Source organism: Sphaerotilus mobilis (assembly GCF_004216565.1).
Classification (GTDB): Bacteria; Pseudomonadota; Gammaproteobacteria; order Burkholderiales; family Burkholderiaceae_C; genus Sphaerotilus; species Sphaerotilus mobilis.
In genome coordinates this window covers 41,038-52,123 of the sequence record NZ_SGWV01000001.1, presented here as the reverse complement: position 1 = coordinate 52,123, position 11,086 = coordinate 41,038, and the positions used below count along the sequence as shown (strand labels likewise).

Sequence of the window (11,086 nt, the reverse complement as noted above, 5' to 3'; positions counted from 1 at the left end):
GGCCGCCTCCTGAACCGTGAACGCCGGATAGCCGCGCGGCACCGGCACGTCGAACTGGCGCAGGATTTCCTTGCCTTGGTACTCGTGGATCTTCATGGGTGTGGTGTGTTCGTGGTCCTGGGGAGGACGGTTGTTGCACGGCGTCGAGGCCGCGTCGTGGATGGCGACCTGGGGCGGGCGTGCAGACACACGCAAGGCCGACGGCGCGGCGGCACTCTAGCATGTTGCACTGCCGCAACCGCTCGCTGGGACGGCAATGTTCAGCATGCGGACCATCGTGGTCGCTGCGGCCTGTCCGGCGATCGGTGCATCCTTGCCGATGGCCCGACGGGGCGCTTCAGTCCATGCTGTCCGACAGGTCCTGCTCCGGGTCGATGGCGTCGTTCGTCTCGTCCGACCCGCTCGTCTGGCCCCCACGCCAGCGCACCAGCTGTCGCACCACATCGCTGCTGAAGCCGCGTGACAAGAGGAAGCGCTGCTGCCGCGCCGCCTCGCGTCCATCGGCCGGCGGGCCGCCATAGCGCCGCATCCACAGGTCTCGGGCCCGGCCAAGCTCGCTGTCTCGCAGGACGTCCAGGGCAGCGGCCATCTGTTCGGGCGCGATGCCCTGGGCCTGCAATTCCTGCCGGATCAGCCGTGCGCCACTGCGCGCGGCGCGCCGATGCACGACCGATTCGACGTAGCGGGCCTCGTCGAGAAAGCCGCGCCGGGTCAGTTCATCGAGCACCGCCTCGAGGTCGTCGCCCGGCTGCAGGTGTGGTGTGAGCTTGCGTTCGAGTTCGGCACGCGAATGCTCACGCGCCGTCAGCAGCTTGAGCGCTCGGGCCTTGAGCGACAGCGGGGTCGTGGCCATGACGGGGTCGGTCGTTGTCGAAATGGTTCTGAGAGCGGCCGGCGGGGCATGACGGAAGACACCGCGCCCCGAAAGCGACAAGGCCCGGTTGGAAGCCGGGCCTTGAGGGCAAAGGGCCTGGCCTTGTCGATCAGGCCGGGTCCATCAAGCCATGTCGATCAGGCCATGTGGATCAGGTCGCGGTGTCCGCGCCCGCCGACGGCAGCAAGGAGATGCCCAGCGAGTCGCGGATCTTGTTCTCGATCTCGACGGCCAGCGCCGGGTTCTCGCGCAGGAACTCGCGGGCGTTGTCCTTGCCCTGGCCGATCTTCTCGCCGCTGTAGGCGTACCACGCGCCAGACTTGTCGACGACCTTGGCGATCACGCCCATGTCGATGATCTCGCCTTCACGGCTGATGCCTTCGCCGTACAGGATGTCGAACTCGGCGGTCTTGAAGGGCGGAGCGACCTTGTTCTTGACGACCTTGACCTTGGTCTCGCTGCCGATGACTTCCTCGCCCTTCTTGATGCTGCCGATGCGGCGGATGTCCAGGCGGACCGAGGCATAGAACTTCAGCGCGTTGCCGCCGGTGGTGGTCTCGGGGCTGCCGAACATCACGCCGATCTTCATGCGGATCTGGTTGATGAAGATGACCATGCAGTTGGTCTTCTTGATCGTGGCGGTCAACTTGCGCAGGGCCTGGCTCATCAAGCGGGCCTGCAGGCCGGGCAGGGCATCGCCCATCTCGCCTTCGAGTTCAGCCTTGGGCGTCAGCGCGGCGACCGAGTCGACGACGATCAGGTCGACCGAGCCGGAACGCACCAGCGCGTCGACGATCTCGAGGGCCTGCTCGCCGGTGTCGGGCTGGCTGATCAGCAGGTCCTGCAGGTTGACACCGAGCTTCTGGGCGTACTGGGCATCGAGTGCGTGCTCGGCGTCGATGAAGGCGCAGACGCCGGAGAGCTTCTGCATCTCGGAGATGACCTGCAGCGTCAGCGTTGTCTTGCCCGACGATTCCGGGCCGTAGATCTCGATCACCCGGCCGCGTGGCAGCCCACCGACGCCCAGGGCCACGTCCAGTCCGAGCGAGCCGGTGGAGACGACCTGGATGTCCTCGATCACCTCGCCCTCGCCGAGCCGCATGATCGAACCCTTGCCGAACTGCTTCTCGATCTGCGCCAGGGCGGCCTGCAGAGCCTTGGCCTTTTCGCCGCTGAGGGCGGACTTCGCGGTGCTCGCGTCCATGCGTTTCTCCGTGGATTTGGTCGCCATTATGTTGAAGTGCTGGATGTTTGTACAGTACCCGATGCGTGTGTGGCCGACGCGGGCGCGAGCGCCGGATTCTGCATGCCGCACCGCGACAACACCGATGGAGAACGGGCGTGAGCGCTTCCTACAATGAGGCGAGACCTGACGTACACCGTCCCGGACACCGGGCAGCCCGCGAGGAGACCACACGATGCGCATCCTGATTGCCGAAGATGACCAGGTCCTGGCCGATGGCCTGCTGCGCAGCCTGCGCGCGGCCGGCTATGCGGTCGACCATGTCGGCAGCGGCTCGGAGGCCGATGCAGCGCTGGCCGCGCACGAGTTCGACCTGCTGATCCTGGACCTGGGCCTGCCCAAGCTGCACGGGCTGGAGGTGCTCAAGAAGCTGCGTTCGCGCGGCTCGTCCGTGCCGGTGCTGATCCTGACCGCCGCCGACAGCGTCGAGCAGCGTGTCAAGGGCCTGGACCTCGGTGCCGACGACTACATGGCCAAGCCGTTTTCGCTGCAGGAACTTGAGGCGCGGGTGCGGGCCTTGACGCGTCGTGGTCTCGGATCAGCCAGCGCCATCATCCGCCACGGGCCACTCAGCTTCGATGCGACCGGGCGGGTGGCCTACATCAACGAGCAGATGGTCGACCTGTCCGCCCGCGAGCTGAGCCTGCTGGAAGTCCTGCTGCAGCGCGCCGGCCGTCTGGTCAGCAAGGACCAGTTGGTCGAGCGGCTGTGCGAGTGGGGCGAAGAGGTCAGCAACAACGCCATCGAGGTCTACATCCACAGGCTGCGCAAGAAGATCGAGCAGGGCCCCATCCGCATCGCCACCGTGCGCGGGCTGGGCTATTGCCTTGAGAAGATCCCGGCCTGATGCGGACCTCGGCGCCTTGACCGCTGCCCTCGCATGAAGCGCGTGGCGCTGGGCGTGCTGGCACGTCGTCGCGAGCAGCGGTCGCTGTTCGGCGAGATCCTGGACTGGATGCTCGCGCCCTTGCTGGTGATCTGGCCGATGAGCCTGGCCCTGACCTGGCTGGCCGCGCAGGGCATCGCCAGCAAACCCTATGACCGGGCCTTGCGCGAGTCGGTGCGCACGCTGGCCCAGCGCATCGAGGTGCGGCCCAACGGGCTGGGCTTCGACCTGCCGCGCGAGACCGCCCGGCTGTTCCGCGCCGACGAGGTCGACAACGTCTACTACCAGGTGCTGGGCAGCCGTGGCGAGTTCATCAGCGGCGACCGCGACCTGCCGGTGCCGCACGAGGCCGAGCCGCCCAAGCCGGGCGAGCCGATGCTGCGCGATGACGAGATGCTCGGCGACAGCGTGCGGGTGGCCTACGAATGGGTCGAACTGCCGGGCCAGGATCGGCCGGCGCTGGTGCAGGTGGCCGAGACGCTGACCAAGCGTTCGCGCCTGGCCACCGAGATCATCAAGGGCGTGATCCTGCCGCAGTTCGTGATCTTGCCGGTGGCGGTGCTGCTGGTCTGGTTCGCGCTGGCGCGTGGTCTGGCGCCGCTCAATGCCCTGCAGCAGCGCATCCGCCAGCGGCCCAGCGACGACCTGTCGCCGATCGATGTGCTGGACGTCCCCGAGGAAGTCTCGCCGCTGGTCCAGGCCATCAATGACCTGCTTGACCGCCAGCAGGACTCGATGGCGACCCAGAAGCGCTTCCTCGCCGACGCCGCGCACCAGCTCAAGACGCCGCTGGCGGGCTTGCGCATGCAGGCCGAACTGGCCGCCCGCGCCATCGCCGATGGCAACGGCGACACCCGTTCGCTGCGCGAATCGCTGGAGCACATGGCCAACGCCTCGCAGCGCGCCGCCCACATGGTCAACCAGCTGCTGTCGATGGCCCGCACCGACGCCCAGGCGACGAACGCGGCGCGGGTGCCACTGGACCTGCGCGAGCTGGCGATCGACGTGGTGCGCGACTTCGTGCCCAAGGCGCTCGACAAGGGCATCGACCTCGGCTTCGAGGGCCCGGGCGGCGACAGCGACGACGGCGATCCGGCGCATGACTGCCATGTGCTGGGCATCCCGCTGATGCTGCGCGAGCTGGTCGCCAACCTCGTCGACAACGCCCTGCAGTACACGCCTGCGCGCGGCACGGTGACGGTGCGGCTGCTGGTCGACCCGTTCGGCCAGGTGGTCGTGTTGCAGGTCGAGGACTCGGGTCCGGGCATACCCGAGAGCGAGCGCGAGCTGGTCTTCCAGCCCTTCTACCGGGCGCTCGGCACGACCGTCGACGGCTCGGGCCTGGGTCTGGCGATCGTTGCGGAGATCGCCGCGCAGCACGGCACGACGATCGTGCTGGACGATGCCCGCGCGGCGCATCAGGTGCCCTCGGGTGAGGGGCCGGGCGCACGCTTCACGGTGCGCTTGCCGCGTCAGCTGCCGAAGCAGGAAGCTGTCTTGCCGGACAGCGCCATGCCCGCCGTGGCCGACCCGGCCTGACGCCAGCACGCTGCGCGGGTCAGCGCCGTATCAGCGCGTTCTCCGCGCGTTCTCAGCACTGCATCAGCGCTGCATCAGGCCGCGCGAACGCGAGATCGACATCAGGATGCCCAGCGACAGCCCGAGCATCACCATCGCGGTGCCGCCATAGCTGACGAAGGGCAGCGGCACGCCGACCACCGGCAGGATGCCGCTGACCATGCCCATGTTCACCATCGCGTAGGTGAAGAAGCTCATCGTGATCGCGCCGCCCAGCAGGCGGGAGAACACGCTGGGCGCGGCGAACGAGATCGCCAGGCCGCGCAGGATCAGGAAGGAGAAACCGGCCAGCAGCACCAGGGCGCCGATCAGGCCGAACTCCTCGGCATAGGCGGCGAAGATGAAGTCGGTCGTGCGCTCGGGGATGAACTCCAGGTGGGTCTGGGTGCCCTTCATGAAGCCCTTGCCGGTGACCCCGCCCGAGCCGATCGCGATCATGCCCTGCAGGATGTGGAAGCCCTTGCCGAGCGGGTCCTTGGACGGGTCGAGCAGGGTGCAGACGCGGTTCTTCTGGTAGTCGTGCAGGACCACCCAGTCGACCCCAGGCTCGCACAGAGTCGGCCCGGCCAGCACCAACGCGATGACGCCGATGGCGCCGATCGCCGCGACCGGCACGATCAGGCGCCAGGACAGGCCGGCGAAGAAGATCACGAAGAAGCCGGCCGACAGCACCAGGATGGCGGTGCCCAGGTCGGGCTGCTTGGCGATCAGCGCGAAGGGCAGCAGCAGCAGCACGCCCGCGATCACGAAATGGCGCACATGGGCCCGCCCTTCACGGCGCTGGAACCACCAGGCGAGCATCAGCGGCGTGGCGATCTTGAGGATCTCGCTGGGCTGGATCACGACCCCGACGTTGAGCCAGCGCGTGGCCCCCTTCTTGGTCACGCCGAACAGCGCCGTGGCCACCAGCAGCAGCACGCCGAAGGTGTAGAGCGGCACGGCCAGCGCCATCAGGCGCTGCGGCGGCACCTGGGCGACCATGAACAGGATCAGCCCGGCCAGCAGCATGTTGCGGGCATGGTCGACGAAGCGGGTGCCGTGGTCGAAGCCGGCCGAATACATCGCCAGCAGGCCGCAGGCGCACAGCAACGCGATGGCGCCGACCAGGGGCACGTCGAAGCCCTCGAACCAGGGACGCAGACGCTGGCGCAGGGTCTGGCGGGCGAAGGACTGGTTCATCGTGGACGGGGTGTGGCGGAGGCTGCGGATGCCGGCGCAGCGCCGGACGCCGCATCCGACGCCGCCACCGGCGTGGCGATGCCTGCGTTCATCAGGGTGGGCAGCGGTACTTCCGATGCGAGGCGCGCCCGGCCGAGCGGGGCGCCGGCCTTGCCGATGCGGGTCAGTTCGATGTCCTCTTCGCTCGGGTACTGGCCTGTCAGCAGGTAGTCCAGCACCCGGCGGGCGATCGGTGCGGCGGCCTCGGCGCCGAAGCCGGCGTTCTCGACGATCACCGCCAGCGCCACGGTCGGCTGGTCCAGCGGCGCGAAGGCGGTGTAGAGCGAGTGGTCGCGGACGTATTCGTCCATCCGGGCGGCGTTGTACTTCTCGTTCTGGCCGACGCTCTTGGCCTGCGCCGTGCCCGTCTTGCCGCCGCTCGCATAGGGCGCTCCGGCGAAGACCCGGGTGGAGGTGCCTTCCACCGTCACGCCATGCAGGGCACGGCGGATCACCTCGACATGCTCGGGCTTGAGCGCCAGCGCCTCCAGCGGCTCGCGCGGCGGTGGCCGGCGCTCGTGGCTGACCACGTTTTCGATGTCGCTGACCAGGCGCGGTTCGTGGCGCTGGCCGCCCGACACCAGCGTGGCCATCGCGTGCGCCATCTGCAGCATCGTGAAGTTGTTGTAGCCCTGGCCGATGCCCAGCGAGATCGTCTCGCCGGCATACCAGCGCTGCTGGTCGGGGCGCTTGTATTTGCGCCGCTTCCATTCCGTCGACGGCAGGTCGCCGGTGGCCTCGCCGTCCAGGTCGATGCCGGTGCGGCGGCCGAAACTGAAGGGCGCGAGCTGCTGGTGCATCAGGTCCACGCCCATCTCGTTGGCCAGCGAGTAGTAGTAGACGTTGCTCGACAGCACGATGGACTTGACCATGTCGACCGGCCCGAGCCCGGAATCGCCGTGGCTGCGGAAGCGGTGGTTGCCGAACATGAAGGAGCCGCTGTCGTTGATGACCTGGGTCGCGCTGCGCTTGCCCGAGTTCAGCGCCGCGATCGCCATGAAGGGCTTGAAGGTCGAGCCGGGCGGGTAGGTGCCCTTGAGCGCGCGGTTGAGCAGCGGCTTGTCGATCGACTCGTTGAGTTCCTTCCAGCTGTCCTGGTCGATGCCGTCGACGAACAGGTTGGGATCGAAGGTTGGCTTGCTGACGAAGGCCAGCACCTCGCCATTGCGCGGATCGATCGCCACCAGCGCGCCGCGGCGGTCGCCATAGAGGCGTTCGACCAGGGCCTGCAGCTTGATGTCCAGCGACAGGCGCACGGTGTTGCCCGGCGACGAGGGCTCCGAGCGCAGTCGCCGCACCGGCCGGCCACCGGCGCTGGTCTCGACCTCCTCGACGCCGGTGATGCCGTGCAGTTCGCGCTCGTAGCGCTGCTCGATGCCCAGCTTGCCGATCACCTCGGTGCCGCGGTAGTTGGCGTAGTCCTCCTCGGACCACTCGTCCATCGCGGCCTTCTCGGCCTGGTTGATGCGGCCGATGTAGCCGAGCACGTGGCTGGCCAGCTCGCCGTAGGGGTAGTTGCGGAACAGCCGAGCCTTGATCTCGACGCCGGGGAAGCGGTAGCGCTGGGCGGTGAAGCGGGCCACCTCGGCGTCGCTCAGCTTGGTGCGGATGGGCAGCGACTCGAAGCTCTTGCTGTCCTCCATCAGGCGGCGGAATCGGCGGCGGTCGCGTGGCTGGATCTCCACCACCTCGGCCAGCTGGTCGATCACCACCTCCAGCGGCTCGCCCAGCTGCGAGCGGTTGATCTCGAGGGTGTAGGCCGAATAGTTGTCGGCCAGCACGACACCGTTGCGGTCGACGATCAAGCCGCGGTTGGGCACGATGGGCACGACCGCGATGCGGTTGTTCTCGGCCTGCGTCGCCAGCTCCTCATGGGTGAAGATCTGCAGGTGCACCAGCCGGATCACCAGCAGGCCGAAGCAGCCGAGCACGACCAGCGCGGCCACGATCAGGCGGGTGCGGAACCCCTCGAGTTCCTGTTCGACGTTGCGCAGCTCGATCATCGCGGCAGGGCGCCCGGGGGCGTCATCAGAGCGGTCGGTGCTTGTCGGGGTCGGGCGCGCGCCGCTGGGGTGCCAGCAGCAGCACGCTCACGACCGGCCACAGCAAGGCTTCGAACAGCGGCGAGAGCAACAGTTCCCAGCCCGGGAAATCGCCACCGGTGGCCAGCCGCAGCAGCAGCGTGACGAGGTGCGAGGCCGCCATCAGCGGCAGGACGTGCAGGGCCTGTGCCGGGGCGGTGAACCACAGCAGGCGGCGGTGGATGGTGATCGCGAAGTAGCTCAGCAGCGTGTAGGCCAGCGCATGCTGGCCGAGCAGGCCACCCTCGTGCACGTCCATCAGCAAGCCGAACACGAAGGCCGCGCCGACGCCGACCCGGCGCGGCTGGTGCACGTTCCAGAACACCAGCACGACGGCGACCAGGTCGGGCATGGCCGGCTGGCGGCCCAGCGGGATCATGTTTGCGGCCAGCGCCAGCAGCATCGTGGCCCACATGAACCACGGGTTGACCGGGAGCAGCAACTGGTCGCCGATGCGGGGCATCACGGTCGGACTCCCGGGGTCGACGGCGGGCGTCGCGGATTGACCCGGCCGGTGGCGGCCGATGCCGCCGACGCGGCGACGTCCGGGCGGGCCGGCATCTGGGTGCCGATCGGGTCGATCACCAGCACATGGCGCACACCATCGGCGCCCGCCAGCGGTTGCAGGCCGATGCGGGCGAAGTCGTTCTGGGTCCGCCGTTCCAGGCTGATCACACGGGCCACCGGCAGGCTGGGCGGGTAGACGCCGTCCAGGCCGGAGGTCAGCAGCTCGTCGCCGTCGCGCACATCGGCGTTGGCGGCCACGAAACGCAGCTCCATGCCATCGCTGGCCGGCGCGCCGTAGGCCACGTTGCGTTGTTGTGTGCGGCGGTTCAACACCGGGATCGCGGCGTCGCGGTCGACCAGCAGCGTGACCTCGGCGGTCAGCGCGTAGAGCCGCGTCACCTGGCCCAGCACGCCGCGCGCGTCGACCACCGGCGAGCCCTGCAGCAGGCCGGCCTGCTCCCCCTTGTCGATCACGACCTTGCGGCTGTAGGGGTCGGAGGCTTCGTAGAGCACCTCGGCGGCGTGGCTGCGCAGGGCCAGGCGCTCACGCAGGTCCAGCAGGCCGCGCAGCTGAGCGTTCTCGTGCAGCAGCTGCTCGACCGGCAAGGCCCGTTCGGCCTGCCGACGGGCCTCGGCGCGGGCCGCCTCGACGTCCATGCGGGCCTGGGCGATGCCGCCGAAGTAGTCGCCGGCCGTGCCGGCGCCGCGCACCGGCGCGAGCAACACGACCTCGATGGGGTGCAGCGCCATCGCGACGATCGCTCGCACCGGCTGACCCAGGCCGAGCCGGGTGTCGGCCGCCATCAGGAAGACCGCCACCGAGGCGAAGAACACCAGCCGCGTCAGGGCCGAAGGGCCCTGGCGGAAGAAAGGGGGAGGGGTGCGATCGAGGGAGCCGAGCGGCATGTCCGTCGCGTCCGGTCAGGCCATGCCCACGCGCGGGCGCTGCGCATGGCCGGCGGCCAGCCTCATTCCGAGGTGAAGATCGAGCCCAGGCGCTCCATGCGTTCGAGCGCCATGCCGCAACCGCGCACGACGCAGGACAGCGGGTCCTCGGCCACCAGGACCGGCAGGCCGGTCTCTTCGGCCAGCAGCCGGTCCAGGTCACGCAGCAGCGCGCCGCCGCCGGTCAGCATCATGCCGCGCTCGGCGATGTCGGCGCCCAGCTCCGGCGGGGTCTGCTCCAGCGCCTTCTTGACGCTCGAGACGATCTGGTTGAGCGGGTCGGTCAGGGCTTCGAGGATCTCGTTGGACGAGACGGTGAAGCTGCGCGGCACGCCTTCGGAGAGGTTGCGGCCCTTGACCTCCATCTCCTTGACCTCGGAGCCCGGGAAGGCGCTGCCGATTTCCTTCTTGATGGCCTCGGCGGTGGGCTCGCCGATCAACATGCCGTAGTTGCGGCGGATGTAGTTGATGATGGCCTCGTCGAACTTGTCACCGCCGACCCGCACCGAGCCCTTGTAGACCATGCCGCCCAGCGAGATCACGCCGACCTCGGTGGTGCCGCCACCGATGTCGACCACCATCGAGCCGGAGGCCTCGCTGACGGGCAGGCCGGCACCGATCGCGGCGGCCATCGGTTCTTCGATCAGGTAGACCTCGCTGGCGCCAGCCCCGAGCGCCGATTCGCGGATCGCGCGTCGTTCGACCTGGGTCGAGCCGCAGGGCACGCAGATGATGATGCGCGGGCTCGGCCGCAGCAGCGAGCGCGGGTGCACCATCTTGATGAACTGCTTGAGCATCTGCTCGGTGACGGTGAAGTCGGCGATCACGCCGTCCTTCATCGGGCGGATCGCCTCGATGTTGCCTGGCACCTTGCCCAGCATCGCCTTGGCCTCGGCACCCACCGCCTGGATGGTCTTCTTGCCGTTCGGGCCGCCCTCATGGCGGATCGCAACCACGGAGGGTTCGTTCAGCACGATGCCCGTGCCGCGCACGTAGATCAGGGTGTTGGCGGTCCCCAGGTCGATCGCGAGATCGGTGGAGAAATAACGGCGCATCGATCCGAAGAACATGGGCAACTCGGTAGCAGCATCGGGAGGTCGGCCACGTGCGGCGGACACCTCCCGTGGAATCAACGGAACCCCGCGTGGCGGGGCGCAGGCGACAGGTCGGTGACAGTTCGTGACCGTTCGACCGACCCCAGAAACCACGAGCCGCCCGGGGCGTGACCACAGGCGGCAGCGTGCTTCTTGCAGGGCGGACCTGCTGGAAAGGCGGGCCATAATACCGCAAGCACCCGGGCGGCCTGCCGCATCGGGACCGCGTCGGAACCCCCGGCGCGACGGTCCAGGCACCGGTCTTGCGACCGGCCGGGCGCAGGCTCCCGACGGGCTCCGACGGCCCGCCCGCCGCACCGGACCGCCGCGCCCGCACCCACTCCAGGCACCATGGCCCTCACCCCTGCGGACGTGAGCCGCATCGCCCATCTGGCGCGGCTCGACCTCGGCGAGACCGAGCAGCGCGACCTGCTCGGCCAACTCAACGGCTTCTTCGACATCGTCGAGCGCATGCGTGCGGTCGACACCACCGGCGTCGAGCCGCTCTACACGCCGCTGTCGGCGGTCCAGGACGTCAGCCTGCGCTTGCGCGACGACGCCGTGACCGAGACCAACCAGCGTGAGGCCAACCAGAAGAGCGCCCCGGCGGTCGAAGGTGGCCTGTTTCTGGTCCCCCGCGTGATCGAGTGAGCGAGCCAC

At 68.9% G+C, this 11,086-nt stretch carries 10 protein-coding genes; 3 read left to right on the top strand and 7 right to left on the bottom strand.

The genetic code is table 11. The annotated features are described in order from the left end of the window. Positions 1–337: 337 nt before the first annotated feature. On the bottom strand, positions 338–853 hold the full coding sequence (gene recX / locus EV685_RS00225) for a recombination regulator RecX (RefSeq protein WP_130480001.1): 516 nt from the start codon (positions 851–853) through the stop codon (positions 338–340). Between the two features lie 172 nt (positions 854–1,025). After that, on the bottom strand, positions 1,026–2,078 hold the full coding sequence (gene recA / locus EV685_RS00220; protein ID WP_130480000.1) for a recombinase RecA: 1,053 nt from the start codon (positions 2,076–2,078) through the stop codon (positions 1,026–1,028). Between the two features lie 214 nt (positions 2,079–2,292). On the opposite strand from recA, the gene EV685_RS00215 reads away from it, so the two are divergent. Next, positions 2,293–2,964, top strand: coding sequence for a response regulator transcription factor (locus EV685_RS00215; RefSeq protein ID WP_130479999.1), 672 nt, complete (start codon positions 2,293–2,295; stop codon positions 2,962–2,964). Positions 2,965–2,997: 33 nt separating this feature from the next. Then, positions 2,998–4,542, top strand: a complete 1,545-nt coding sequence (locus tag EV685_RS00210) for a sensor histidine kinase (RefSeq protein WP_207224727.1) — start codon at positions 2,998–3,000, stop codon at positions 4,540–4,542. Positions 4,543–4,605: 63 nt separating this feature from the next. Here the strand turns inward: EV685_RS00210 and rodA are convergent, their stop codons facing one another. The 5 genes from rodA to EV685_RS00185 form a co-directional block, all read right to left on the bottom strand. After that, the gene (gene rodA, locus EV685_RS00205) at positions 4,606–5,760 is read right to left on the bottom strand and encodes a rod shape-determining protein RodA (protein WP_130479998.1); all 1,155 of its coding nucleotides are present in this window, start codon (positions 5,758–5,760) and stop codon (positions 4,606–4,608) included. Further along, complete coding sequence (gene mrdA / locus EV685_RS00200; RefSeq protein ID WP_130479997.1) at positions 5,757–7,802, bottom strand: penicillin-binding protein 2; 2,046 nt, start codon at positions 7,800–7,802, stop codon at positions 5,757–5,759. Before mrdA ends, rodA begins: the two co-directional genes overlap by 4 nt. Positions 7,803–7,827: 25 nt before the next feature. Further along, positions 7,828–8,343: a rod shape-determining protein MreD gene (gene mreD / locus EV685_RS00195; RefSeq protein WP_420820791.1), complete on the bottom strand. Its 516-nt coding sequence runs from the start codon at positions 8,341–8,343 to the stop codon at positions 7,828–7,830. After that, complete coding sequence (gene mreC / locus EV685_RS00190; RefSeq protein WP_130479995.1) at positions 8,343–9,293, bottom strand: rod shape-determining protein MreC; 951 nt, start codon at positions 9,291–9,293, stop codon at positions 8,343–8,345. Before mreC ends, mreD begins: the two co-directional genes overlap by 1 nt. A 62-nt stretch (positions 9,294–9,355) precedes the next feature. Further along, positions 9,356–10,402, bottom strand: a complete 1,047-nt coding sequence (locus EV685_RS00185; RefSeq protein ID WP_130479994.1) for a rod shape-determining protein — start codon at positions 10,400–10,402, stop codon at positions 9,356–9,358. 375 nt (positions 10,403–10,777) lie between these two features. Between EV685_RS00185 and gatC the strand changes: the two genes are divergently transcribed. Continuing rightward, the gene (gene gatC, locus EV685_RS00180) at positions 10,778–11,077 is read left to right on the top strand and encodes an Asp-tRNA(Asn)/Glu-tRNA(Gln) amidotransferase subunit GatC (protein WP_130479993.1); all 300 of its coding nucleotides are present in this window, start codon (positions 10,778–10,780) and stop codon (positions 11,075–11,077) included. Positions 11,078–11,086: the final 9 nt, after the last annotated feature.

Coding starts and splice junctions, on each gene's coding strand:
- recX (WP_130480001.1), bottom strand. CDS start 853: ATGGCCACGACCCCGCTGTCGCTCAAGGCCCGAGCGCTCAAGCTGCTG.
- recA (WP_130480000.1), bottom strand. CDS start 2,078: ATGGACGCGAGCACCGCGAAGTCCGCCCTCAGCGGCGAAAAGGCCAAG.
- EV685_RS00215 (WP_130479999.1), top strand. CDS start 2,293: ATGCGCATCCTGATTGCCGAAGATGACCAGGTCCTGGCCGATGGCCTG.
- EV685_RS00210 (WP_207224727.1), top strand. CDS start 2,998: ATGAAGCGCGTGGCGCTGGGCGTGCTGGCACGTCGTCGCGAGCAGCGG.
- rodA (WP_130479998.1), bottom strand. CDS start 5,760: ATGAACCAGTCCTTCGCCCGCCAGACCCTGCGCCAGCGTCTGCGTCCC.
- mrdA (WP_130479997.1), bottom strand. CDS start 7,802: ATGATCGAGCTGCGCAACGTCGAACAGGAACTCGAGGGGTTCCGCACC.
- mreD (WP_420820791.1), bottom strand. CDS start 8,343: ATGCCCCGCATCGGCGACCAGTTGCTGCTCCCGGTCAACCCGTGGTTC.
- mreC (WP_130479995.1), bottom strand. CDS start 9,293: ATGCCGCTCGGCTCCCTCGATCGCACCCCTCCCCCTTTCTTCCGCCAG.
- EV685_RS00185 (WP_130479994.1), bottom strand. CDS start 10,402: ATGTTCTTCGGATCGATGCGCCGTTATTTCTCCACCGATCTCGCGATC.
- gatC (WP_130479993.1), top strand. CDS start 10,778: ATGGCCCTCACCCCTGCGGACGTGAGCCGCATCGCCCATCTGGCGCGG.